The sequence below is a fragment of the Chryseobacterium sp. PvR013 genome (assembly GCF_017833095.1).
In the GTDB taxonomy this organism is placed as follows: domain Bacteria; phylum Bacteroidota; class Bacteroidia; order Flavobacteriales; family Weeksellaceae; genus Chryseobacterium; species Chryseobacterium culicis_A.
Genome location: NZ_JAFIBT010000001.1, coordinates 2,946,707 through 2,972,776, shown reverse-complemented (window position 1 = coordinate 2,972,776; position 26,070 = coordinate 2,946,707). Strand labels below are relative to the sequence as shown.

The 26,070-nt window shown below is 35.6% G+C and carries 26 protein-coding genes; 1 reads left to right on the top strand and 25 read right to left on the bottom strand.

Annotation, left to right across the window (positions count from 1 at the left end):
* Positions 1-173: 173 nt before the first annotated feature.
* From JOE44_RS13520 to JOE44_RS13415, 22 genes are all read right to left on the bottom strand, one after another.
* On the bottom strand, positions 174-1,289 hold the full coding sequence (locus JOE44_RS13520) for an SH3 domain-containing protein (RefSeq protein ID WP_209785980.1): 1,116 nt from the start codon (positions 1,287-1,289) through the stop codon (positions 174-176).
* A 350-nt stretch (positions 1,290-1,639) separates the two neighbouring features.
* Complete coding sequence (locus JOE44_RS13515) at positions 1,640-2,776, bottom strand: SH3 domain-containing protein (RefSeq protein ID WP_209785979.1); 1,137 nt, start codon at positions 2,774-2,776, stop codon at positions 1,640-1,642.
* Positions 2,763-5,012: a hypothetical protein gene (locus JOE44_RS13510; RefSeq protein WP_209785978.1), complete on the bottom strand. Its 2,250-nt coding sequence runs from the start codon at positions 5,010-5,012 to the stop codon at positions 2,763-2,765. The genes JOE44_RS13515 and JOE44_RS13510 overlap by 14 nt, the downstream gene beginning before the upstream one ends.
* A 12-nt stretch (positions 5,013-5,024) precedes the next feature.
* Complete coding sequence (locus JOE44_RS13505; RefSeq protein WP_209785977.1) at positions 5,025-5,876, bottom strand: DUF4280 domain-containing protein; 852 nt, start codon at positions 5,874-5,876, stop codon at positions 5,025-5,027.
* Positions 5,848-6,906, bottom strand: coding sequence for a hypothetical protein (locus tag JOE44_RS13500; protein WP_209785976.1), 1,059 nt, complete (start codon positions 6,904-6,906; stop codon positions 5,848-5,850). Before JOE44_RS13500 ends, JOE44_RS13505 begins: the two co-directional genes overlap by 29 nt.
* Before the next feature lie 155 nt (positions 6,907-7,061).
* Positions 7,062-8,441 carry an NADH-quinone oxidoreductase subunit N gene (locus JOE44_RS13495; RefSeq protein ID WP_105684347.1) on the bottom strand — a complete coding sequence of 460 codons (1,380 nt, stop codon included), beginning with the start codon at positions 8,439-8,441 and terminating at the stop codon, positions 7,062-7,064.
* A 16-nt stretch (positions 8,442-8,457) separates the two neighbouring features.
* Complete coding sequence (locus JOE44_RS13490; RefSeq protein WP_105684346.1) at positions 8,458-9,951, bottom strand: NADH-quinone oxidoreductase subunit M; 1,494 nt, start codon at positions 9,949-9,951, stop codon at positions 8,458-8,460.
* A 2-nt stretch (positions 9,952-9,953) separates the two neighbouring features.
* A complete protein-coding gene (nuoL, locus tag JOE44_RS13485) occupies positions 9,954-11,867 on the bottom strand; it encodes an NADH-quinone oxidoreductase subunit L (RefSeq protein ID WP_209785975.1) in 1,914 nt (637 codons plus the stop codon).
* Between the two features lie 2 nt (positions 11,868-11,869).
* A complete protein-coding gene (gene nuoK, locus JOE44_RS13480) occupies positions 11,870-12,199 on the bottom strand; it encodes an NADH-quinone oxidoreductase subunit NuoK (RefSeq protein ID WP_002983557.1) in 330 nt (109 codons plus the stop codon).
* 4 nt (positions 12,200-12,203) lie between these two features.
* The gene (locus JOE44_RS13475) at positions 12,204-12,701 is read right to left on the bottom strand and encodes an NADH-quinone oxidoreductase subunit J (protein WP_209785974.1); all 498 of its coding nucleotides are present in this window, start codon (positions 12,699-12,701) and stop codon (positions 12,204-12,206) included.
* Positions 12,701-13,258, bottom strand: a complete 558-nt coding sequence (locus JOE44_RS13470) for an NADH-quinone oxidoreductase subunit I (RefSeq protein ID WP_034693420.1) — start codon at positions 13,256-13,258, stop codon at positions 12,701-12,703. The genes JOE44_RS13475 and JOE44_RS13470 overlap by 1 nt, the downstream gene beginning before the upstream one ends.
* Before the next feature lie 153 nt (positions 13,259-13,411).
* Positions 13,412-14,476, bottom strand: a complete 1,065-nt coding sequence (gene nuoH / locus JOE44_RS13465; protein WP_105684411.1) for an NADH-quinone oxidoreductase subunit NuoH — start codon at positions 14,474-14,476, stop codon at positions 13,412-13,414.
* Positions 14,477-14,568: 92 nt separating this feature from the next.
* Positions 14,569-15,567, bottom strand: a complete 999-nt coding sequence (locus JOE44_RS13460; RefSeq protein WP_105684344.1) for a 2Fe-2S iron-sulfur cluster-binding protein — start codon at positions 15,565-15,567, stop codon at positions 14,569-14,571.
* A 41-nt stretch (positions 15,568-15,608) separates the two neighbouring features.
* The gene (locus JOE44_RS13455; RefSeq protein ID WP_105684343.1) at positions 15,609-16,520 is read right to left on the bottom strand and encodes a hypothetical protein; all 912 of its coding nucleotides are present in this window, start codon (positions 16,518-16,520) and stop codon (positions 15,609-15,611) included.
* 5 nt (positions 16,521-16,525) lie between these two features.
* Positions 16,526-17,884, bottom strand: coding sequence for an NADH-quinone oxidoreductase subunit NuoF (gene nuoF, locus JOE44_RS13450; RefSeq protein WP_105684342.1), 1,359 nt, complete (start codon positions 17,882-17,884; stop codon positions 16,526-16,528).
* Positions 17,885-17,986: 102 nt separating this feature from the next.
* Positions 17,987-18,496, bottom strand: a complete 510-nt coding sequence (locus JOE44_RS13445; protein WP_034693429.1) for an NAD(P)H-dependent oxidoreductase subunit E — start codon at positions 18,494-18,496, stop codon at positions 17,987-17,989.
* Between the two features lie 103 nt (positions 18,497-18,599).
* On the bottom strand, positions 18,600-19,823 hold the full coding sequence (locus JOE44_RS13440) for an NADH-quinone oxidoreductase subunit D (RefSeq protein WP_209785973.1): 1,224 nt from the start codon (positions 19,821-19,823) through the stop codon (positions 18,600-18,602).
* A 78-nt stretch (positions 19,824-19,901) separates the two neighbouring features.
* Positions 19,902-20,396 (bottom strand): NADH-quinone oxidoreductase subunit C, encoded by a 495-nt coding sequence (locus JOE44_RS13435; protein ID WP_034693433.1) that lies wholly within the window; start codon positions 20,394-20,396, stop codon positions 19,902-19,904.
* Between the two features lie 6 nt (positions 20,397-20,402).
* On the bottom strand, positions 20,403-20,963 hold the full coding sequence (locus JOE44_RS13430; RefSeq protein ID WP_002983540.1) for an NADH-quinone oxidoreductase subunit B: 561 nt from the start codon (positions 20,961-20,963) through the stop codon (positions 20,403-20,405).
* A 99-nt stretch (positions 20,964-21,062) separates the two neighbouring features.
* On the bottom strand, positions 21,063-21,434 hold the full coding sequence (locus JOE44_RS13425; protein WP_047096005.1) for an NADH-quinone oxidoreductase subunit A: 372 nt from the start codon (positions 21,432-21,434) through the stop codon (positions 21,063-21,065).
* A 273-nt stretch (positions 21,435-21,707) separates the two neighbouring features.
* Entirely contained in the window at positions 21,708-21,884 is a 177-nt protein-coding gene (locus JOE44_RS13420; protein WP_002983535.1) for a hypothetical protein, read from the bottom strand.
* A gap of 59 nt (positions 21,885-21,943) precedes the next feature.
* Positions 21,944-23,074, bottom strand: coding sequence for a GTP cyclohydrolase (locus tag JOE44_RS13415; RefSeq protein ID WP_209785972.1), 1,131 nt, complete (start codon positions 23,072-23,074; stop codon positions 21,944-21,946).
* A gap of 104 nt (positions 23,075-23,178) precedes the next feature.
* Between JOE44_RS13415 and JOE44_RS13410 the strand changes: the two genes are divergently transcribed.
* On the top strand, positions 23,179-23,889 hold the full coding sequence (locus JOE44_RS13410; protein ID WP_185126835.1) for a zinc metallopeptidase: 711 nt from the start codon (positions 23,179-23,181) through the stop codon (positions 23,887-23,889).
* Here JOE44_RS13410 and JOE44_RS13405 read toward each other — a convergent pair.
* The 3 genes from JOE44_RS13405 to ribD all read right to left on the bottom strand — a co-directional run bounded on the left by JOE44_RS13405 (position 23,886) and on the right by ribD (position 26,066).
* Complete coding sequence (locus JOE44_RS13405; protein WP_105684339.1) at positions 23,886-24,491, bottom strand: YigZ family protein; 606 nt, start codon at positions 24,489-24,491, stop codon at positions 23,886-23,888. The two genes, JOE44_RS13410 and JOE44_RS13405, sit on opposite strands and share 4 nt — an antisense overlap.
* A 321-nt stretch (positions 24,492-24,812) precedes the next feature.
* Positions 24,813-24,977: a hypothetical protein gene (locus tag JOE44_RS13400; protein ID WP_165791713.1), complete on the bottom strand. Its 165-nt coding sequence runs from the start codon at positions 24,975-24,977 to the stop codon at positions 24,813-24,815.
* Positions 24,978-25,040: 63 nt separating this feature from the next.
* The gene (ribD, locus tag JOE44_RS13395) at positions 25,041-26,066 is read right to left on the bottom strand and encodes a bifunctional diaminohydroxyphosphoribosylaminopyrimidine deaminase/5-amino-6-(5-phosphoribosylamino)uracil reductase RibD (RefSeq protein WP_209785971.1); all 1,026 of its coding nucleotides are present in this window, start codon (positions 26,064-26,066) and stop codon (positions 25,041-25,043) included.
* Between the last annotated feature and the right edge of the window lie 4 nt (positions 26,067-26,070).

The following is a 26,070-nucleotide window of genomic DNA, read 5'->3' as shown; positions in this document are numbered from 1 at the left end:
TCTCTGTTTCTTTTTATAAAAATATCTGAGCTTTTTAAATGGTAATACAGTTTTAATAAAATAAAAACTTCCATTGACTATAGAAAAGTTTTTATAGTTAAAAATGTGGACAATGGCGAAAAAGAAGGAAAAATCGTCTAAATGTTACTAACCGAAATATATTTTATTATGTATTACTCATTATTTATTCTACTTTTATGAATATAACCTTTTTTGCCATCCTTTGTTTCCACAAGCCACCAATCTCCATTTTGATCTAAAAGCTTTACCTGTTCACCTGATTTTATTTTTTGTAAAACTTCTGAAGTGGTATTTTTATCTTTTCTTAGATTGGTATATCCATCAGGATCACTAATTACTTTATTGTCGTCCGAACCATTGAATATTTCTAAGTTTTCACAAAAGACTTTTAATCTTTCGTTGCCATAATAGCTATTGTGTTCTAACTTTTTAATAAAATCTTTGTTTTTATTGATAAAGCTCTGAATATCTCCAATATCACCTACATTTAATGATTTTTCACATAAAAAAGCAATACTTTTATCACCCTCTGCATAATCGATCTGATTTTTATACATCATATTGAGAATTTCTCCCAATGAATCATATCCGTTTCCTTCTTTGGCTTCAGAGAGTAATTCCTTTGTTTTGCCTTTATAAACAATTTGTTCAATATCATCCACTATACCTTTTCTAAGTACAAATTGGTGATTTTTATTTTTTCTTCCGAAAATTAATTCATGGAAGGATGTTATGTTTGAAAAATCGAAATCTTTGAAAGCAAAATCTACAAGATCTTTATCTTCATTATATCCATAATATAAAACCAGATCTTTTGTAAGATAAGGATCTCTCATTTTCAGGATTTTTAACGCCGTTTTATCTTTATAAATAATAAATTTATTATACTGATATAAAATATCTGGCGTGATAGAATATTTAGCATCAGAATCGCTATCCTGTACTAATATAAATGCTTTACTTTTTATAGCAACTTCTGGAAAATCCGAAATTCTCAGGGAGACAATCCTATTGGTATATTCATCAATATTTACCCCGTAAACTTCTGATATTCTTTTGGAAAATAATTCAGAATCAGGAAATTTATAATTGAAGTTTTCTAAAGATTTAGCTCCATAATTAATAATATCTGGTGAAAGATTATCATAATTGAACTTAGTGTTATCACCTTCTTCAACCAGGTTATAGGGAGCTTTATTTTGTTGTGCTTTATCAGAACAATAAATCAGCGAAATGAATAGGAGAAATATTAAAATACATTTTTTCATCTGTAATACTTTTATTAAAGTTTATTTGCTTTTTTTAAAGTTTTGGATAGCTAACCTTTCAAAAATTGTTGGTGGTTTCAAGATATTGATGAGAATATTTCCTTAGTAATTTTTGATCTAAAATAATTTTCCTGTTGACTGTTTGATTTTAATGTAAATCTATAAAATTTTAAAACGATAAACTGTAGTAATTCTACGATAAGTGATAAATAAATTTTAAAGTAAATATATCAACAAAAAAACCTCCCATTAAATGGAAGGTTTTATATATATGTATCATTTTTATATCTCAAAATATAAAAATAGGAAATTGTCTAAATGATAACTATTGCAAGTATATTTACAGCGATTCATTCGCTCTTTATTCTACTTTTATGTACATACCCTTGTTTGCGATCCTTTGTTTCCACAAGCCACCAATCTCCACTTTGATCTAAAACTTTTACCTTTTCACCAGATTTTATTTTTTGTAAAACTTCTGAAGTGGTATTTTTATCTTTTCTTAAATTAGTATACCCGTCAGGGTCATTAATAACGGCATATGATTCTGAAGTTTTCCCCTGATTAAATGTACTGTAAGCTTCTGTGGCATTTCTGAGCAAAGGATCATTATAAAAGTCATTGTTTTTAAAACGCTTCATCAGCTCTTTGTCTTTATCATAACAATAAGATACCATTCCAAAGCCTTCATTTTGGCTCCAGTCATTATTTTCATTTTTCTTCAACTGAGTGTGGAGTAGAAAAGCTAAAGCTTCATCTGTCTTTGATTGATTTACAGGGCTTTTATTGTTCATCATAAATCTTATAAGCTGGGAAATTAAGGCAGGATTATGATTAAATAACTTTAAGATGAGCCCTTTTCTTATTGTTTCTTTTCTACTATTATCATTATAAAATAAAATACTCCAATTAAAGTATTTGGGCTGATCCTCTATTGACGTTATATTTTTGACGGCTGTTTTTATCAACAGGTCATCCTTCTCATAATCAAACAGGATGACAATATCTGTGGCAAGATCTTTTTTCCAGTTCGTAGCATCAGTTATAGCATTTTTATCATCATGGTATAATATTTTGTTTAAGGCTAATACTTCTTCAAAATAAGGATGCTTTTTATTTTCCCTGATTTGGACCTTTAATTGGTCCAAATCAGGAAGATTATCTTGACCAATCTTGATAAATCGATCATTTTTATTAATCATGTAATCAGCATATTCGTTATTAATAATAATTTCGCTATATCCTTTAGAGGCAAGATCTTTTGAACTGATTCCTAAATAGGTTTTATTTCTGGTATCAAAATCAATGGCTGAAGGAGAGGAATATTTTTTTATGGCAAAGTATTCTGTGAATAAATCTATTTCTTTATCATCCATTATTTCCGATTTTATTATTGTTTGTTTATCATTATTTTTGTCGTTTTGCCCATTACAGGCTATATTTATTGATAGTAACAGTATTAATATCTTATTTTTATTGAGCATCATCTTTTTTATTTTTGCGGTTAGTATTTGCATCTTTAGGGTCAGGAACTGTACCATAAAAACTAAACATATCTTTTATTTTTTCAGGAGAAACTTCTTCAATATAGATTTGAATTTTCTTCCCTTTTGCTGTTAATTCTGAATATATTTTTGTTATCTTAGGCATATCCGCATTGTATACTCTTAGACATCCATGTGTAACCATTAAAGGGCCATTATCGGTTAATCCTTTTTTACCATCTCCCATAGTATGTCCACAATGAAGAAGAATACCCGATCGTGAACTTGCTTTTAGTGCATCTCCTGCTTCTGGGCTCAGTCTAATGACGCCGTGGTTACCAAATGATACACCCGTATTTGGAGTATCCAATTCTAGTTTTGTATTCCAAAGTCCATTGGGGACATTACCATAGCCACCATTAGTGTATCTGTCTTCACCTCCTGTTCCTAACCCTAGTACATAGCACTTGTGTAAAACCTTTGTATCATCAAAAAACACTAATAACCCTTCTTTTTTTCTATTTGAAGGTACAATAACGTCAATGTAAGCATTTTTTGTAGTTGCTTTATAGATTCCATCATAAGTTTGCAGCTTATTTTGTTTGTTATTTTTTGAAGGAGGAGAGCAAGAATCAAGTTGTAAGGTTATTATTGCTTTTTTAAAATATTCCTCAGCTACTTTTAAGTTTTTAACACCAACATTGATCTTCCTTCTGATATCTATAACTTTGTTTACATCATTAACCATTAAATCAGAATTACTCAGCCCTTTACCTTTCCAGTCTGCTAATGCACTGAGAACAGCATATTTTGGTTCTGTGGGCATATCATAATAAGTAACAAAATCAAATAAATCTACATCTTTTATAGTTTTTTGTTTTCTGTTTTCTTCAAATTCAAATTTATCAAAATGCTTTATCCTTTTTTCCGAAGATATTAATTCGTTGTAGATTTTTGCGGGAACATATTCTTTAATCAAGCCCATTGCAGATTTGTAATTACCTTTGCCCGTTAACTGAATCAAGCCTTTTCCCCGGAAGTTAAAGCCATCTCCGCTGGCTTCATTTCCATTACCGTTACCAAATCCGTTTTCAGCTGCATATAAAAAACTGAATAACTTTTTTTGATCGGGTCTTTCGCTACAGAATTCTTCAATCTGTCCTCTTTTATCCAATAATTTACCGCGATCCCCAAAAGTACCACTACGGATATTTCTTGGAATATATTTTACATTTCCTTCTGCCATTTCTTTTTCTCTAAAATGGGTTTCTGCTGCAATTTGAGCTAGAAAATGAGCTTTTTTTGCACACGTATTTATTCCAAAATCTAATTTATATTTATTAATCCAATTAACACAATCCATTCTGAAAGTTTTGTCACTTTCCCCAAATATTTCTTTTATTTCATCCCACGTAAAATCTTTTTCACACCTCGGACATTTCCCTTCAGAATTTTGCTGATTAGGATCCTGTCCCACATTGGTGGCGGTCTCGGGGTTTTCTGGTGGAGGATTGATGCCATTTCCTTTTACCGCAATGATCTGATTCAGGACCTGAACTGTTTGTGGGCTGAAAGTGGAAATATTATTATGTTTAACTACCAAATAGTATTCATGTTCTCCTCCATCTATCATAAAAGATATTCCACTTCCCTGAGCTTTTTTCATCATCAATTCAGTAAGGACTATATTTTCATCATTTACTCCATTAGCATTAACTGTAATTTCTTTTTCATAAAGTAGTGTATTTTCGTCTCTGTTGTGTCCGGTGTCTGCTGTTGTGTCTCGTTCCCAAACCTGTAAAAGCAGCTTTTCTTTAAACATATTCTGCGTTTTTATTTCAGCAACTATGGTCTGACCATATTTAGGTTTTATTGTAATCTTATTTTTATTGCTGTCAAGGAGCGTTAATGATATAATTTTAGGTGTTCCTTTCCTGGGTTTTATGTAAATAATGGTATTGCCCTTTTTTTCAGGAGAATTTAGATAACCCTCTACAAAGAATTCCTGTCCAAGAGCTTTTTCTTCAAAAGTAAATGTCGCCGTTGCCCCTTTCTTTTTGATATTGGTAGAAGTATAACTTCCATTATTTCTTTTTCTGAAGAGTTCCCAAGTGACATTATTCCCATTTCGTTGGCTGGCAGGAGTTTCCTTATACCATTCTGTAACTGAATAGGATGCCGGAATACCAATTTGTGGATTTGTGGGGCCTGTTATTTTTGCTACACCTTTTTTTGACATTGCCTTATAATTTTAATGTGCATAACTATTTTCATTATCAATCTCTTCTTTCAGCTCATCAATGTTCACTACGGGATTATAAATATGCTGTTCCTGAGAATCAGCATTGGCAATCTGCATTTTGCTGATTCCGTTTTGTTGCCCATGCTTCAGGACCGTAATTTTTCCGCCGGTAGTGCACATCAATTCAGAAATTTCTGTTAGACAGTTTTTCCCCATTACCTTCACTTTTTCATAGGTTTTCTGCCATTTTCCTGCAGGAGCATAGATACAAGGTAGATATCCTCCAGAACTCGGCTTGAGTTTACATTGACCGAAAGGTTGTACAGCAGGATCGAATTGTAAATCATCTTCTGTTACAGCCAGATAATCACCTTGATCTTCTGCATTATTCCAGTAATGTTTTTGATGACTTGTCACTTTAAATCTTGGAAATTTGAACCCCTGATTACATTGGCACATACCTTTTTGAATAACGAAATATTTTCCATCATGTTCATTGGTGCCCTTATTTTCCTCTTCAGTCTTCTTAGTCTCTTTTTGATTTTTTGAAGAAGTATTGCCTAACTCCCCCGCAGATGAATCTTCGTTTGAACTTTCATTATTATCAGGATGAGTTTTAGTATTGATTTTCTGCACATCAGAATTGATATCTTCGTTCGGTCTGATGATTTTATCATTGGTTAAAAACTGTAGGTCTTCAGGAATACAAATTTGTTTCCCTGCCTTTAACTCTCCATGTATAATAGCATTTTGGGGGCACGAAAGATTGTGAAAAGTTTTTAAATAGTTTTCATCTTTTATATTGAACTTTTGGGCAATATTGGCAAAAGTATCATTGTCCTTTGTGATATAAATTTTCATTTGTTTTTTGTGTTTTTATATTTAAATCGTGTTTATAAAATAATTCATTCCTATGACAGATAAGTACTGAGGCACTTACTTCAACTAATTGTTTAGTAAGTTTATCCGTGAAATAATGTATATATATGCTGGCATTTATATTTTCTTCCTGTTTTTCATTTTCAAAACGAGATCCTTTTATTAATTCCTGAAGGCTGCAATTCTCTGCAATTATTCCTTTAATGACTGTTTCAACATATTCTATATTTTCATGAAAATATTCGGCATTAAAATCAAATTTCAATGGAAAAGAATTGTGGTATATTTTGAAACATTCTACCCACCTTGATTTTCTGCTAAACCAATTCATATTGGGAAATAATATTTTATTTAATAAGGTAGAGCTTATCTGTTTTAGAAAATATTTTTCATTTGAGATATTTTCATAAAATAAATCAATATAGGCTTTTGAAGGCGCACCTGTAAAAAAATCTCCGATCGCTGTTTGATTATCTTTAAATTTTTGTACTAAAGTTTCATGATCAGCAAATAAAGATATTTTCCCATCAGGGGATATAATAAAGGGAATAGGAGAAACTGTTTCCATACAAGCTAGTGCAAGTGAGGATATTTTGTCAACCGGTGTGCTGTTATTTTTTTTGACATCTTTTTGTCTCGTTGTGGCAATAACCTGGTCTGCTTTCTGCTCTATTTCAATATTAACTTTATAATTAAATGTTAGTTCACTTTTATTGAATTGCTGTATATTTTCTTTGATATTATATTCATCAGCGTGAAACGAAGCTAAATCCTGGACTGAAGGAAGTCTTTTTTGTAATAGGTCTTCATGTTCTTCTTTTGAAATATAGGCTATAGGTATCAAAATAAACTCGACTCCCCTCAGGCTGTCAAACCACAACTTATCCATCTTCCCACAGTTTTGATTATGAAACTCTTTTAGGTCGTGTTTGTTCATATTCATACGAAATGCAATAGAGTTGAGGCTATCACTTGGCTTTACTTTATATTTGATAAAATCTTTTTTCATCATCAATTTTATTTCAAATAATGTAAATCTATAAAATTTTGAAAAGATAAACTGTAGTAATTCTACGATAAGTGATAAATAGATTTTAAAGTTATTATATCAACAAAAAAACCTCCCATTAAATGGAAGGTTTTAATATCATTTATAATAAGGTCGTTTTACAACCCGAACATTCTTGCAAACAGATCCGGGAAAACCCCAAGGATGATAATCAAAGCAATAACAACTACTGCAATGATGTTGTAGGTAAGTGTTACTTTTTCTGATGACTTGAATGTTGATTCTTTGAAGAAGAACATTGCGATAATCAGTCTTAAATAGTAAGCGATAGATAGGGCAGAACCCAATACTGCTACCAATACTAAGAAAGCAGCACCATTCATAGCCTGGGAGAATAAAGCAAATTTCCCCATGAAACCAGCTGTTAACGGAACTCCTGCCATTGAAAGCATAGAAATCGTAGCTGCTGTTGCTAATAAAGGTTCAGTTTTCGCCAATCCTTTGAATGCTCCAAAAGAGGTTTCTCTTTTTAATTTCTCTACCCAGATCAGGCACATGAAAACTCCTACTGTAGATAAAGAATACGCAAATAAATAAAAGGCAAGGTTATAGGTAGAAAGGCTTGTCATTCCGAAGAATACCAATCCGATATATCCTGCGTGGGAAACTGAAGAGTATGCCAGCATTCTTTTTGCATTCGTCTGAGCAAGACCCATAACGTTTGCCAAAAGTAAAGTAATGATTAAGAATACTCCTAAAACATTGATCCATTCGTGAGTAACTCCGGCAAAACCAAGAGTCATCAATCTGAACAGCGCAAAGAATCCTGAGATCTTTACCACACTCGCCATGAAAGCGGTGATTAATGAAGGAGAACCTGCATATACATCAGGGCTCCACATATGGAAAGGCGCCAATGCTACTTTGAAGGCCAATGCACAAAGGATTAGTAATACTCCTAAGATGAACATTACATTCCCGGCATTTGCCACTCCGAAGTCATGAATCTTGTACAAATCAAAACTTCCTGCACTTCCATAGATGAACGCAATCCCGAACAGTAAGAAACCTGTTGCGAATGCACCCATAAGGAAATATTTAATAGAAGCTTCGTTTGATCTAAGATCCGTTTTGTTAGCTCCTGCCATTACATATAATGGAATAGAAAGGATTTCAACACCTAAGAACATCGTCACTAAGTTCTGATATCCGAAAAGGATGATCCCTCCACATAATGCAAATAGCATCAATGCATATAATTCTGACTGGTGGCTTCTGTGATTGCTGAAAGCAAAACCTCCCAGAAAGAATAACAATAAAGTTGTTACGATTGATATTTTAGTGAATAATGCAGTATTGTCACTGTACTCATACATATGCTTGTAATGATCGAAAAACGAACATTCCGGCATAAAACTTACGTACAATGCGATGATTAATCCCAAAATCCCAATGTATCTTGCGAATTTTCCTTGTTCAAAAACTCCTGAAAATAACGCAATAACTGCCGTTAGGAAAACAATAATTAAAACACTCATTTCTTAAAATATCAAATTAACTTACCATTGATTGGTAGATAAACTTCACCGAACTACTCACCATGTCGATTACCGGTTGTGGGAAAATACCTAGTAAAATAACAAAAACCGCTAAACTTGCCAATACAGAAAATTCTACCCCTGATAAATCTTTTGCTGTACTTAAAACTGCTTCATCTCCTTCTCCAAACATTGCTTTTCCGTAGAATCTCAATAAATACACCGCACAAAGAATTACCGTAAGACCAGCAATTACTGCTGCTGTTCCGTTAAAATCATATACTGATTTCAACAAAATAAATTCCCCGATGAATCCATTCGTTAATGGAACTCCCATTGAACCTAATATAATGATCAAGAACAATACAGCAAACTTAGGAGCTACTTTAGCTAAACCACCCATTTGTCTGATGTCTCTTGATTTAAATCTCTTGTATAAAATATCACAACAGTAGAATAATCCTACTACGTTGATACCGTGGGCAAATGTCTGTACCAATGCTCCTTCAGCTCCTTCCACATTGAAAGTTCCTCTAAGAGTTACTACTGCAGAAGCGAAGATCCCTGCTACCATCAATCCTACGTGAGAGAAAGATGAATACGCAATGATTCTCTTCATATCCGTCTGGATAATAGCGATCAGAGCACCGTGAACAATTCCTACAATAGCAAGAATAATTACGATCTGTCCTGAAATTCCTGCTATCGGAAGCGGAGTGATTGGAAGTAAGTAACGCATTACCCCATATACTGCCATCTTAAGCATGATCCCGGATAACAACATCGATCCCTGAGTAGGAGAGTAGGTATAGGTATCAGGCTGCCATGTATGGAAAGGGAATACCGGTAATTTCACTGCAAATGCAAAGAAAATAAACCAGAATACCACCGTCTGCTGTACTTCATTCAGTTGAGCATTGTATAAATCTGTTAAAGCGAATGATGCTGAGTGGTTGTACACATAGATCAATCCGGCTAACATAAATAACGATCCAACGAATGTATATACGAAGAATTTCGTAGTGAATTCAAACCTTTTATTCTCTTGTCCCCAAAGTCCGGCAATGAACCAAATTGGAATCAAAGTTACTTCCCAGAAAATGTAGAATAACAATCCGTCTAAAGAAGTAAACACTCCTACAAGACCGAACTGCATTAACAGAATCAATCCGTAGAATGTATTTCTGTAGTTTACACTTTCGTTGAAAGATGATAAAATAATGATTGGAGCCAGAATGTTGGTCAATAATAAAAGAAGCATGCTCATTCCATCGATACCGAAGTGAAGAGAGCTCTTCATAAATTGTGACCATGGATAATTGATCTCATGCTGCAATACGCTGTCTACTGTCGGAGTAAAATCAAAATCCGAAAGTATGTAAAACGTAAGGAGCATTTGTACCAATGCAATTCCAAGCGCCAAATATTTGCTGGAATTATTCTTCCAGGCAAAAACTAATCCCGAACCTACTAGAGGTAAAAGTAATAATGTTAATAATAAACAAGACATTATTATTGTAATAAAAAGTTAACAATTAATATAATTCCCACCGCTAAAGACATGATAAGGATATATGTCTCTACATTTCCGTTCTGTACACGCTTCATAGCTTTTCCGCTGTCTTCAGCACCATCACCTACAAAGTTTACAAAACGGTCTAAGATACCCTTATCAAACATTTTTCCTCCGCGTCCTAATCCTTCAACAGTTTTTACAATCAATGCGTTGTAAAGTTCGTCAACGTATAATTTCTTAGCAGAAAGCTTTTCCCATCCGGTGTAGTTTTCCTCTGCAACAGCCATCTTTTTCTTACTTACATAAGTATTTCTAACGATGAACCATACAGAGAAGAACATAAGCACTGTAGCTGCTAATAAGATCATTTCAGTATTAAAAGGTACTCCTGAAAGAGTAGCTTCCATCTGGCTGAAGCTTTGTTCTGTAAGAACTGGCTTTAACCATTCCATCAGTTTAGCATAGTGCCCGTGACCGATGAAGTGTGGCAGGTTGATGAAACCTCCGATTACAGAAAGAATAGCCAATACGATCAATGGTAATGTCATATTAGACGGGCTTTCATGTAAGTGGTGTTTTTGTTCTTCAGTACCTCTGAATTCTCCGTGGAATGTCAAATAGTACAGTCTGAACATATAGGTTGCAGTCATTGCCGCTAAAACAAATAAGATTACCCAGTAAACAGGGTTTTTAGCGAAAGCGGCTACTAAAATTTCGTCTTTAGAGATCATCCCTGATAATAAAGGGAAACCTGAGATGGCTAATGTTCCGATAAGGAATGTAGCGTGTGTAAGAGGAATATATTTTTTAAGACCTCCCATGAAACGCATATCCTGTTCGTTGCTCATTGCGTGGATTACAGAACCTGCACCCAGGAATAATAAAGCCTTAAAGAATGCGTGTGTCATTACATGGAACATTGCTGTTGTATAGGCTCCAAGACCTAAAGCGATGAACATAAATCCAAGCTGTGAAACGGTAGAGTATGCCAATACTTTTTTGATGTCGTTCTGACGTAGTGCATAGAATCCTGCCAAAGCAGCTGTTAAGAATCCGATGAATAAAATTCCTCCCTGTACAGTAGGTGCCAAAGTAAATAAGAAGTTTGATCTTACTACCAAATAGATCCCTGCTGTTACCATCGTTGCCGCGTGGATCAACGCTGATACAGGAGTAGGTCCGGCCATCGCATCCGGTAACCATGTATATAATGGAACCTGAGCAGATTTACCGGTAGCACCGATGAATAAACTCGCTGTGATAAAGATAATCACTGTTCCGTCTAATTCAAATTTTGAAGCGTTTTCTGCTACAGAAAGATAATCTACAGCATTGGTCTGTGAAGCGATCATGAAAATACCGATCAATAACGCAAGGTCACCAATTCTGTTCATGATGAAAGCTTTTCTTGCTGCTTTACCGTATTCTTCGTTAGTGTACCAGAATCCGATCAACAGGTAAGAACAAAGACCTACACCTTCCCATCCGATGAACAGGATCAGGTAGTTGCTTCCCATTACCAAAAGTAACATGGAGAAGATGAAAAGATTCAGATAAGTAAAGAACTTGTAGAACCCTTTATCATGACTCATATATCCGATAGAGTATAAGTGGATCAGTGAACCGATACCCGTAATGATCATTACCATCATTAAAGAAAGCTGATCAATCTGGAATCCAAAATTGATTTGAACTCCATTTACTCTAAACCATTCAAAAGCTTTTACAATAACAGGCTGGCTTTCAGAATTGAAATTCATGAAAATACTTACTGCAATACAGAAAGATCCAAAAACCATCAAAGTAGCCAAAGATCCTACCAATATTTTTGGAAGATTTTTTCCGAATAACCCGTTAATAAGAAACCCTAAAAGTGGTAAAAGTACTATTGCATATACTAGATTCTCCATTCTTATCCTCTTAATTTATTAAATATACTCACATCTACAGAACGGGTGTTTCTATATAGCATAGCAATAATTGCCAAACCTACCGCTACTTCAGCAGCAGCTACCACCATAATGAAGAAAACTAAAAGTTGTCCGTCGCCGTTGCCTTTATATGCTGAAAAAGCTGCCAATAAAAGGTTTACAGAATTCAGCATAAGCTCTACACAGCCCAGAATCACAATAGCATTTTTTCTAAGCAATACTCCCATTACTCCCAAACAGAACAATACTGATGAAAGAATGATAAAGTAGTCCAAAGGGATGCTTTGTATAAATGTATTTACTTCTCCCATAATTTTATAAATCTTTTTTACCGATTAATACCGCGCCTACAATACCTGCCAGAATTAGGATGGAAGCAAGCTCAAACGGTAAAACATATTCATTAAACAAAAGTCTACCCAGATTTTTCGTAAGACCAATACCTCTGTCTACATTTTCAACAACAATGTGTTTGTCTTGTACTCCTCTGAATACTCCTAAAACTCCAATTAATAAAAGACATGCTGTAAAAACTCCAACAAATTTTAAAGTATTGTTCTTCTTACTTTCGTCTCCTTTATTAAGGTTAAGCATCATCAGGATGTAAAGGAAAAGTACCATGATGGCACCTGCGTACACTATAATCTGGATAATTGCCAGGAACTGTGCATTTAAAAGAATGTACATTCCTGCAATTGAAAACATTGTAACAATTAATGACAAAATAGCATAGAGAGGATTTCTTGCAAATACAAAGTAAACTGCACTTGCCACTGCTAAAAACGCCACCAAGAAAAATAAAAACTGATCCATTATTTTACCGCATTTTTTTGTTTCTCGGATTGTCTTGTCGTGATATCAATCCTTTCATTTATTTTTTCAACTAGTTTATCTTTTCCGTAAATGAAAGAACCTCTATTCGTTTCTACATCCACTAATCTATCCGTAAGATAGATGGCAGATTTAGGACAAGCTTCTTCACACATACCACAGAAAATACATCTTAGCATATTGATTTCATATACTGAAGCATATTTTTCTTCTCTGTAAAGACCTCTTTCCTCTTTAGTTCTTTCAGCAGCCGTCATCGTAATGGCTTCTGCAGGACAAGCTACCGCACAAAGTCCGCAAGCAGTACATCTTTCTCTGCCTTCCTCGTCTCTTTTCAAGACGTGCTGACCTCTCCAGATGGTAGTTCTTGGTTTCTGTACTTCCGGATACGAATATACTGCGGGAGCACCCTTTATCACGGTTCTTACAGCATGCTTAAATGTAATCCCCATTCCTGTAAAGATGGCAGGAAGGTAGATTTTTTCAGCAAGGGTCATTTCTTTATTGGAAACAACTTTTGATCTGTTTGTAAGTTTCATTTAATTATAGATATTAGATGTTAGACACCAGATTTTAGACTAATCTTGTCTGCTATCTTAATTATTTAATATTGACGATTGAAATATGACAGGCTAAAGATAAAACTTTGATTTCATTATCAAATTTTCAAATCAGCTCATTTTCAAATTTTCTTAGTTTGCAAATGCTAAAATTACAGCTCCTGTAATTAATAGGTTTACCAATGCCATTGGGATTAATGTTTTCCATCCTAAGTGCATTAACTGGTCGTATCTGAATCTTGGAAGCGTCCATCTGATCCACATAAAGATTAGAATTCCGATTACCGTCTTCGTTAAGAATGCTACGATACTTAAGATTCCTGCAGTATTCTCACCCCAGTTCTGAGTTACCCATTCAATACCAGGATAGTTGTATCCTCCGAAGAAAAGAACTACCATGAAAGCATTGGAAATAAACATGTTCACATATTCTCCGAACATATATAAACCTAACTTCATGGAAGAGTATTCTGTAGAGTATCCTGTTACCAGTTCAGATTCACACTCAGGTAAATCGAAAGGGTGTCTGTTGGTTTCTGCTAAAGCGGCTACAAAGAAAACAAGGAAAGCAATCGGCTGGTAGAAAATATTCCAGTTCATTCCGGAACCCCAAGGAATAACGCCCCATAATTTTCCGGTAGTCTGGCTTTCAGTAATTTCTTTCAAATCTAAACTTCCTGTCATCATAATGATAGAAAGAAGTGCTAGTCCCATTGCCAATTCGTAAGAAATCATCTGAGAAGAAGCACGGATAGCACCTAGTAATGAATATTTATTGTTCGAAGCCCAACCTCCGATCATAATTCCGTAAACCCCGATGGAAGCCATTCCTATGATGAAAAGTACACCAACATCAATGTTCGCTACCTGAAGATCAAAAGAAGTACCTGCAATATTTAAACTTTTACCCCAAGGAATAACAGCTCCTGTAATCAATGAAATAAACATTACCAAAGCTGGGCCTAATACGAAAAGGAATCTTTCTGCATTGGCTGGTGTAAAGTCCTCTTTAAAGAAGAATTTTCCACCATCAGCAAGAGGCTGCAGTAATCCGAAAGGTCCGGCTCTGTTGGGACCAATTCTATCCTGCATGATAGAGGCTACTTTTCTTTCTGCCCAGGTAGAGTAGGCTGCAATCGTTAATGATAGTAGGAAAAGTGCTAATACAAGTATAAGTTTAAATGTAAGTAAATCCATTTTTATTTTTATAGATGTTAGATATTAGAAGTTAGAAATTAGAATGAAGAAAATCTGTCATCTAATATCTGAAATCTGAAATCTTATTAAAATTATTTTTCGTCTTTTTCACTGATTTCTTTAGCCATCGGATTGTCTAAAACTCTTAGCTCATCCTTTGGTTTTTCGTAGTGGTTCAATGAAATTACAGAATGTCTGTCGATATGTCTAGGACCTTCAATGTTCCAGTCTGATAATGCTTTTCTTTCGAAACGACATGTGTCACAGATGAATTCTTCTACTTCACCCCACTGGTCTTTTCTTGCAGTTACTCTTACAATTTCGTCACCTTTAAACCATACTAAAGCTTTTCCGGAACATTTATCACATTTACAAGTAGCATTCATAGGTTTTGTGAACCATACTCTGCTGGCAAAACGAGCTGTTCTGTCTGTTAATGCTCCTACCGGGCAAACGTCGATAACGTTTCCGATGAAGTCATTGTCTAGCGCTTTATTTAGATAGGTTGAAATTTCAGCGTGATCTCCTCTGAAAAGAATACCGTGTTCTCTTGTTTCTGTAAGCTGATTGGCTGTTAATACGCATCTTGCACAAAGAATACAACGGTTCATATTCAATTTGATGTTCGGACCAAGATCATCAGCTTCGTAAGTATTTCTTTCGAATTCTGTTCTTGTGTTTTCCACACCATGCTCATATCCTAAGTCCTGAAGATGACATTCTCCTGCCTGGTCGCAGATAGGGCAGTCCAGCGGGTGGTTTACCAATAGGAATTCGGTAACCGCTTTTCTTCCTTCCTGAGCTTTCTCAGAAGTAAGATTTTTTACTTCCATCCCGTCCATTACATTAGTTCTGCAGCTTGCTACTAATTTTGGCATAGGGCGTGGGTCTGCTTCAGATCCTTTAGAAACTTCTACCAGACAAGTTCTACATCTTCCTCCACTGGTTTCCAGCTTGCTGTAGTAGCACATTGCAGGAGGTACAGATTTACCACCGATTTGTCTTGCAGCTTCCAGAATAGAAGTCCCAGGCATCACTTCGGTAGTTTGTCCGTCTATAGTTATTTTGAATTTTTTAACTTCTTCGCTCATATGATATGCTTTAAGCTTTATGCGTTAAGCAATAGGCTTTGTTATTTATATTTCTTTGTATTAAATGTATATCCAATTCCTCCCAGAATTTGTCCGAAAACAAAATCCTGACGTGCTTTGTCTGGTTTATTATTCAATGTAGTTTTAATATCCCACATATTAATATAACCGGCTTTTCCTTCTAATCTCAGCATCCAGTTTTTCCAGAATACCAAGTTAAGACTAGATCTGATATCAGTTCCCATACCTGCAACGTGAAAACGATCACTTCTTTCATTACCAAAAAGTTTTACATTACTTTTCGGAAACATAAATCCGATTCCGGCTCCATAAGACCATACTAAATCTATATTTTTCTTATGAACAAGATTTTTGTATTTCTCAAGACCTAAGTTTTCATAATTAAGTCCATCAGTATGTTCGAAAGTAAGGAACTTCTCATCTGCAAGATTCACCTGCCCGTTTTGAACCATTGCTGCATATTCAGGATCTGAAATATGTCCTTTGAAACCAACAGTCTGGTTCTGATCCATTACATATTTCATATGGTCTATCCCTAATACCAATGCTAAATTGTCTTTAATGAAATATCCTATTCTGAAATTATACTGTGTTACAGTAAACCAGCTTGGATCAAAATAGACAATTCCGAATTTTGTAGGTCTGTCTTGTGCGGTTACGTTATTCAATTGAAAATCGTATCCGTTTCCGGTAAAATGAATGTCAGAATTACTATAAGCGGCTCTGTTCCATCCATAAAATACGAAAACCTGACCTTTTTTGCTTAATGGTAGAGGTTTTTCCTTTTTCTCAGCTTTAATCTGCTCTTTCTCACTCACTACATATGACAAATCCTCTTCTACGGATCTGTTATAATTTGCGGTATCACTCTTCTTGTTCTGTGCAAATACAAGATTCGACATCATTAAGCCGACAACCAATAATTTTTTCATTTTACCTACGCATTCTTTTCAACGGCCGGGATAGGATCTGCATAATGTGCCAATCCATAATTCTGTGTCTGAGACAATTCTGGGTTTTTCACATGCCACTCAAATTCATCTCTGAAGTGACGGATTGCTGCTGCAACCGGCCAAGCTGCTGCATCACCCAACGGACAAATCGTATTTCCTTCGATTTTTCTCTGGATATCCCAAAGCAGATCGATATCTTCCATTTTTCCTTCTCCTTTCTCGATTTTCTTTAAAATCTTGTACATCCATCCCGTTCCTTCACGGCAAGGAGTACATTGTCCACAGCTTTCGTGATTGTAGAATCTCGCTAAAGTCATCGTGTGATCTACAATACACTGGTCTTCATCCAAAACGATGAAACCTCCTGAACCCATCATGGTACCGGTAGCAAAACCACCATCTGCCAATGATTCATAGTTCATATATCTTGGCTCTCCGTTCACTGTTCTCAGCAATAAGTTAGCGGGAACGATCGGAACAGAACTTCCTCCGGGGATACAAGCCTTTAATTTTTTACCGTCTTTAATACCACCGCAATATTCATCAGAGTAAATGAATTCTTCTACCGTGATGGTCATGTCGATTTCGTATACTCCTGGTTTGTTGATATTTCCACAAGCCGAAATTAATTTCGTTCCTGTAGATCTCCCCACTCCGATTTTAGCATACTCAGCACCTGTAATATCAATGATCGGAACAATTGCAGCAATAGACTCAACGTTGTTTACTACGGTTGGTCTCTCCCAAAGACCTTTTACAGCCGGGAATGGCGGTTTTAATCTCGGGTTACCTCTTTTTCCCTCAAGGGATTCAAGCAATGCAGTTTCTTCACCGCAGATATATGCTCCACCACCTCTCTGTACATAGATTTCACAGTCGAAACCTGTTCCTAAAATATTTTTACCTAAAAATCCTGCTGCTTTGGCTTCTTCAATAGCTTCTTCAAGGATATCCGGAATCCATGAATATTCTCCACGGATGTAGATATAAGAAGTATTGGAACCTAAACAGTAAGAAGAAATTAGCATTCCTTCAATCAATAAATGAGGAAGGAACTCCATCAGATATCTGTCCTTGAATGTTCCAGGCTCAGACTCATCTGCATTAACAACAAGGTGTCTTGGAACGCCTTCTGGCTTTGCCAAAAAGCTCCATTTCATTCCTGTTGGGAATCCAGCTCCACCACGACCTCTTAGTCCTGAAGCTTTTACTTCTTCAAGAATTTCGTCAGGAGTCATCTTCAAGGCTTTTTCAGCTGCAGTGTAACCTCCCTGTTTACGGTATGTTTCAAAGTAGCGAATACCTTCTATATGTGCGTCTTTAAGTAAAAGTTTTTTACTCATTGTTATTTGCTTATTGCAATAGGCTTTTGGCTTCTTGCATTAATTATGATTAAACGTTAAGTGAATAATTTAAAATCTAAAATTTAGAATTTAAAATTTCTATTAGTCTAAAGCAACTTGTCCCTGTCTGCAAAGATCAAGGATTTCATCTACTTTTTCTATCGTTAAATTTTCATGAAAGAATTTTCCTAACTGTAGCATTGGTGCATATCCACATGCTCCAAGACATTCAGCTGGCTTTAATGTGAACATACCATCTTCAGTAGTTTCTCCATCCTTAATGTTCAGTTTGGTTCTGATATGGTCAAGGATTTTTTCGCTTCCACAAACCATACAAGGCCCTGTTCTGCAAACTTCCAAAACATATTTACCAACCGGCTTCATATTAAACATGGTATAGAAAGTAGCCACTTCATATACTTCGATCGGTTGGATACTTAATAGTCCGGCAACATAATCCATCACAGGAACATCTAACCATCCTCCGAATTCTTTCTGTGCCAGGTGAAGTACAGGAAGAAGAGCAGATTTCTGTCTTCCTTCAGGGTATCTTGCGATAATTTTGTGTACCTGTGCTAAACTTTCCGGTTTAAAAGCTATTGTTTCGCTCATTTTATTTTGTTGTAAAATGTACATTGTACAAAGTACAAAGTATTTATTAACTATTTATATTTTCAAGTACATTGTACATCCTACATTGTACTTTTTACAATTGTTATGCGTCTAATTCTCCCGCAATAATATTCATACTACACATCGTTACAATGGCATCTGAAATTACAGAACCTGTAATCATTTCAGGATATGCCTGATAGTAGATGAAGCATGGTCTTCTGAAGTGAAGTCTGTAAGGACTTCTTCCTCCGTCACTCACAAGATAGAATCCTAATTCTCCGTTTCCACCTTCTACAGCATGATAAACTTCTCCTTTAGGAACATCCGTTTCTCCCATTACAATTTTGAAATGGTAAATTAATGCTTCCATTTTCTGATAAACATCTGCCTTTTCAGGAAGATAGAAATCAGGAACATCCGCGTGGAATGGTCCTTCTGGAAGATTGTCGTATGCTTGATTGATAATTTTTAGAGATTCCCAGATTTCCTGTTGACGAACCATGAAACGGTCGTAAGTGTCACCAGAAGTTCCTACTGGAATGATGAAATCGAAATCTTCATAAGAAGAATATGGCTGTGCAACTCTTACATCATAATCTACTCCTGCTGCACGTAAGTTCGGACCTGTGAACCCGTAGCTTAATGCTCTCTCGGCAGAAATAGCTCCTGTACCGATGGTTCTGTCCATGAAAATTCTGTTTCTTTCTAATAGCGTACAGAATTCTTTGAATCTTGCCGGGAAAGTTTTTAAGAAGTCCTTTAATAACTCATGAAACTTAGGGGTGAAATCTCTTTCAAATCCTCCGATTCTTCCCATATTGGTTGTCATTCTGGCTCCGCAGATCTGCTCATACATATCATAAATACGTTCTCTTTCGATGAACATATACGTAAGACCTGTAATTGCTCCTGAGTCCATTCCGGTTACCCCGTTACAGATCAGGTGGTCACCGATTCTTGCCAGCTCCATCAAGATAACACGCATATAGTCTACACGTTTTGGAACTTTAACGCCAATCAGTTTCTCTACTGTCATGTGCCAACCTAAGTTATTGATAGGTGCAGAACAGTAATTCATACGGTCTGTAAGGGTAGTGATCTGAGAATAGTTTCTTCTTTCAGAAATTTTCTCAAATGCTCTGTGGATATATCCTACGGTTTGCTCTGCGTGAAGGATTCTTTCTCCGTCCATCGTTAAGATATTCTGGAAAATCCCGTGAGTAGCAGGGTGGGTAGGTCCCAGATTCAGGGTATATAATTGTCCGTCAATCTGTTCCTTACTCTCGTACTGGTTTAGTATATTAGATAATGAGTTATCTTTCATAAGTATTATAATTGATAATTGATAGTTGATAATCGATAATCATTTATCTATCATCATTTATCATTTATATTTTATTTTTTATCTTCCGAACATGCTATCGTTCTTGTCGGTTCTTGTACCGTCTTCAAGGCGATATTCTTTCAACATTGGGTGGTATCCAAGATCTTCCATATTCAAAATAGGTCTCAGATCCGGATGTCCTTTAAATTTAATCCCATAGAAATCATACGTTTCTCTTTCCATCCAGTTAGCTCCTGCATACAACTCTACAAGAGAGTCTACTTCAATATTTTCTCTGGACATAAAGATTTTCAGACGTAATCTGAAATTGGCCATCATATTATGCAAATGGTATACAACACCAATTTCCTTCTCAGGGAATTCAGGATAATGAATACCACAGATATCCGTCAGGAAATTAAATTCCAGTGATGAATCTTTAAGATAGTGAATGATCTTCTTGATATCTTCTTTCTTCACCTCAATCGTCAGCATTCCGTAAGGTTCTGAGCTTGAAATAACAGATTCCGGAAATTCTCTTGTGATTGCTTCTAATACAAATTCGTTTGTCATTTCCGTTTAGTTGCTTATGTTGTAAGAATCTAATAACTTCTGATATTCAGGCATGTCTCTTCTTCTGATGCTTTCGCTTTCTGCAAGAGCTTGTACCTGCATTACTCCTTCAATGATCTGCTCAGGTCTTGGAGGACATCCAGGAACATATACGTCTACCGGAATAATTTTATCAATTCCCTGAAGTACAGAGTAGGTATCAAAAATACCACCGCTGGAAGCACATGCTCCCACTGCTACTACCCATTTCGGTTCAGCCATCTGAGTGTAAACTTCTTTCAGTACTGGTCCTAATTTCTTTGATATAGTTCCGCAAACCATCAGCATATCTGCTTGTCTTGGAGAGAAAGAGTTTCTTTCCATACCAAATCTTGAAGCATCATATGTTGGGTTCAGGGTAGCCATAAACTCAATACCACAACAAGAGGTAGCAAATGGTAACGGCCAAAGTGAAAACTTTCTTGCCATCCCGATTACACTGCTCAGTTTTGTTGCGAAAAACCCTTCTCCTTCATATCCTTCGGGAGCAGGTGCATCTGTTCTTATTACTGGTTTTTTATCTGACATTTTTAGTAAATATTTAAAGATTAAAATATTTAAAGATGAAAACAAGACCTTTACAATCTTTAAATTACTTAAATAAAATCAATCTTTTAATGTTAAAATTTATTTATCCCAATCCAGTGCACCGCGTTTCCAAACATAGAAAAACGCCATGAAGAAGATGGCAACGAATGTAAGTACAGCAAGGAATCCTTCCATACCGAATTCTCTGAAGTTTACAGCGTAAGGATAAAAGAATACGATTTCGATATCGAATAGTACGAACAATACCGCAGTCAAGAAGTACTTGATAGAAAACGGCGTTCTTGCATTTCCTTCTACAGGAACTCCACATTCCCAGCTTTGGTTTTTTACAGAGTCTCCTTTTTTCTGTTGTGGCCCCAAGAAATGTGCCCCAAGCAAAGAAACAGCTACAAATCCTACTGCTACACCAGCCTGGATAAGGATTGGAATATAACTTTCAGGTAAATTCATTTTTGCATTATTATCTCAATTTGCAAATTTAGCGAATAAACAAGAAAGCATGAAATTTATCAGCTTAAAAGTCGGATGAAAATGAGTTAAATCGGTAATTTAGAATCAATAAAAATTAGCTTTTTGGGACTATTTTTTTGTTGTGTTTTTCCCCTTTTTTTGTAGTGACTCTGGAAAAATTGCATTCACTACATGCAATTTGGATATTTTGAATGTACGCAATTCAGGATGAAAATAGGGTGGTAAAGGACTTATTGATGTTGATTTTAGATCTTATTTTTTCATTTTTTTCAAAAGAGTATAGGCCATAAAGGAAATGTATCCAAAAAGAATACTGGCAAAAAGAATATTAATCACCGTATTTGTTTTGTCATCCGGTGACTGGAAAAAGAAGTTGTAACTGATAAATCCTACAATTAAAATAGCGAAAATAATGAGTTGTGGTTTCATAAAGTTCAGAGTTTAGAGTTTAAGGTTGTGAGACTGCTTCTACATTGTAGAAATGTACACTACTTATTCACTTCCATTGAGTAGGTTCTTCTTCGTTTATGGTTAACAGGGTTATAATCCTGCCAAAGAAGCTGCACACTTTTATTTTCTTCCAGTTCAGGATTGGTCTCAGCAAAATCAATTCCCATGCTTGTAAATCGTACAAAAATTTCCTTGAAAATAATAGCAGTTACCCCACGTCTCTGGTATTCCGGATGAATTCCGATAAGATAGAAATTGGCACGGTCATTCTTTTTTCCGGCTTGTAAAAAATGCCACCATCCGAATGGAAATAATTTTCCTTTTGATTTTTGTAGTGCTTTGGAATATGAAGGCATTGTGATAGCAAATGAAACCAGCTGCTGATTTTCATCTACCACGCAGATTACATAATTTTTATTGATGAAAGGGAAATATTTTTCTCTGTATGTTTTGATTTGCTCATCCGAAATAGGAGTGTAAGTGGAAAGATGTTTGTATGTTTCATCTAAAAGCTTAAACATAGGCTCTACATAAGGAAGAATTTCTTCCTTCGACTTGAAATTAAGAACCTTCAGTTTATATTTCTGAGCAATTAATCCACTGAATTTTTCTACTTTTTCGGGAAGTACTTTTGGAAAATTCATTTCATACTCTACCCATTCTTTTTCTTTGGTTAATCCAAGATTTTCCAAATGTTTTGGATAGTATGCGTGATTATAAATTCCAATCATTGTCGCCAGTTTATCAAATCCCATGGTTAGCATCCCTGCTTTGTCAAGATTGGTAAATCCCATTGGACCTTCTATCATGTTGATATTATGTTCCCTGGCGTAGTCGGTAGCGGTTTGTATCAAAGCTTTTGAAACTTCAGCATCATCAATAAAATCTATCCAGCCGAATCGTACCTTTTTAATGCCTAATTCCTTTTCCTCTTTATGATTAATAATCACGGCAATTCTTCCTGCAACTTTGTTATCTTTTAAGGCCAAAAATTGTCTGGATTCTGAATATTGCAGGGCTGGATTTTCTTTTTTATTCCAGATTTTCATTTCGTCTTTAATAAAAGATGGAACATAGTACGGATTATTTTTGTACAGATCCATAGGAAACCTTACGAATTGTTTGAGCTGGTCAGCTGTTTTTACTTCAATAATTGAAATTGTAGACATGTTTTTGGGGATGAATTAGAGGACAAATATAAATAATAATATCTTATACTTTGGCACAGTTTTTATATGATTATGGGTGAAATTAAACACAAAATTTATATAAAATGGTGGGTTATTATATCATTATTGGTATTTCAATGTTGGTGAGCTGGTGGGTTTCGTCCAGATTGAAATCGAAATTTGAATATTATTCCAATGTACACCTTCGAAATGGACTTTCGGGGAAAGAAGTAGCGGAAAAAATGTTGAGGGATAACGGAATAAATGATGTTCAGGTCATATCAGTACCCGGGCAGTTGACGGACCACTATAATCCGGCAGATAAAACAGTTAACCTTTCAGAAGGAGTTTATATGCAGAGAAACGCAGCATCGGCGGCAGTAGCAGCTCACGAATGCGGACATGCAGTACAACATGCAGTAGGGTATTCTATGTTGAATTTACGTTCAAAACTGGTTCCTATTGTGAATATAAGTTCCAATCTGATGCAGTTTGTTCTTATTGCGGGTATCGCAGTAATGGCTGCATCAAGAACGATTGAAAATCCGAATGGAAATACAACTGTTCTTGCGATTGGAGTCGCTATGTTTGCAATGACAACGCTTTTTGCTTTTGTAACACTTCCGGTGGAATATGACGCGAGTAACAGAGCTATGAAATGGCTTAAAGATACAGGCACTGTAACTGCAGAAGAATTTGTAGGAGTACAGGACAGTTTGAAATGGGCTGCAAGAACTTACGTGGTAGCTGCCTTAGGTTCTCTGGCACAGCTTCTTTACTGGGCATCTTTGCTTCTTGGTGGAAGAAGGGATTAATCATTAAATTCAAATGAAACATATTGCATCTCGGAAAGTTTTTCTGAGATGCTTTCTTTTTGTGCCAGTTTTAATGAAGCGGTAAGAATGCAGTTTTCATTAGCATCGAAATTCAAAACTTTAGCATCAAATCTAGAAAGCAACGTGAAAATTGTATTCTGCTGATTGAAATTAAACTGGATTTCAACTTCTGTTTCCAGTTCTCTGGTAATGATATGAGCTTCTTCCAATGTAATCTTCGCAGATTCTTTATAGGCTTTTACCAGTCCTGAAACTCCCAGCTTGGTTCCTCCGTAATAACGGACTACAATCACCAGTATGTTGGTGATTTCATTCGCTAATAGCTGGTTGTAAATAGGTAACCCGGCACTTCCGGAAGGTTCGCCATCATCATTGGCACGATAATTCTCACCATTTAATCCCATTCTGAAAGCATAACAATGATGGGTAGCTTTCGGATGTTCTTCCCTTATTTTTTCCAGTGCACCTTTTAATTCCTTTTCATTGGTCACCGGATAAGCAAATCCGATAAATTTGCTTCCTTTTTCTTTTAAAAGGGTATTTTCTATGGGTTTTTCTATGGTTTTGTATTCAAACGTCATTAGAGTTCCTGCTTTGTTTATGCAAAAGTATTAAATGCTGTAGTAACTTCCATCATTATCATAAATTAAGCCGTCAATTTTGACGGCTTATACTTATTATCTAAGATTTTTAAACTTTTTAAGTGCATAAATCCTCAGGAATCAAGCATAAATAGCTTGTAGGGCCACAAAAATCTGTAGGGCATTTATCTCTGCATCTCGTAGGCTGTCCATTAGGTAGAGTACAGTTTACAAAGACTCCTCCCTGGATTGCTTTTAAGCCGGATTTTGATATTTTTTTCAAATCTTTCATAGTATTATTTTTTATTGAATACTATTGGATTAGCATGAGAATGTTCCGTCTGCCCAAGGTGGTGGACAACTCATACTGGATGGAGTAGCACAGCAATGCTGCAATGAAGGTGGATAAAATGAGCAGCATTCAGGAGCATTTCCTCCGTTTACTTTTTTTAGATTCTGTCGTGAAACTTTCTTTACATTTTTCATAGTAATTTTTTTTTGTGTAACTAATGTAAATAAATTATTTCATTTAACGGTGATAAAAAGGTTTTATTTTGCTTTGAAAAAAGAGATTGTATTGTCTCTGAAATTTTCAGTTTTAGCGTTTGAATGATTGAATTCCGGGGCTTTTGTTCCGTTTTCCAGTTTCAGATTTTCATTCTTAATAACAATGGCTTCGTCCCAAAGATCAGCATTAATAAACTGCTGCAGCGTAAAACGGCCTCCTTCAATAATAACAGATTGTATTTGTTCTTTGTATAAAGCTTCCATCAATTCCTGAAGAAAATTATCCTTATTGATTTTGATGAATTGAATATGTCCTTCAGTAGACTCTTTTATAGAATTTAAAACCAATGTTCTTGCTTCATTGTTGTAAATATTGAAATGGGCTGGAACTTTTAAATCAAAATCAATCAGAATTCTGACAGGATTTACGCCTTCTGCATTTCTTACAGTGAGACTTGGGTTGTCATGCAAAGCGGTTTGAGTTCCTACCAGAATGGCATGCTCGTCAGCTCTCAACTGATGAACAAACTGATTCACCAAGGTGTTGGAAACAGCAGTTGGTTTAAAATCCTTATCCAAAAATCCATCACCGGATTCTGCCCACTTTAGAATGATATAAGGTCTTTTCTTTTCGTGATAAGTGAAAAATCTTTTGTTAAGTTCAATGCACTCTTTTTCCAGGATTCCGGAAACGGCTTCAATTCCTGCATCCTGAATGATTTTTTTTCCTTTACCATTCACTTTATCATGGGAATCCATTGCTCCAATCACCACCTTTTTAAATCCTAATTCTTTAATCTTTAAAGCACAAGGAGGCGTTTTTCCATAATGAGCACAAGGTTCCAGAGATACATAGATCGTTGATTCCGGAATAAGATCTTTATTTCTGACCGAATTGATAGCATTGATTTCAGCATGGTTTTCTCCGGCTTTATGATGGTAACCCTCGCCAATGATTTCTCCGTTATGTACAATCACACTTCCCACAAGTGGATTAGGATACGTGTTGCCAAGTGCCTTCTGAGCCAGCTCGATGCATCTTTTGATATAAAATTCGTCGTTGTTCATAGTA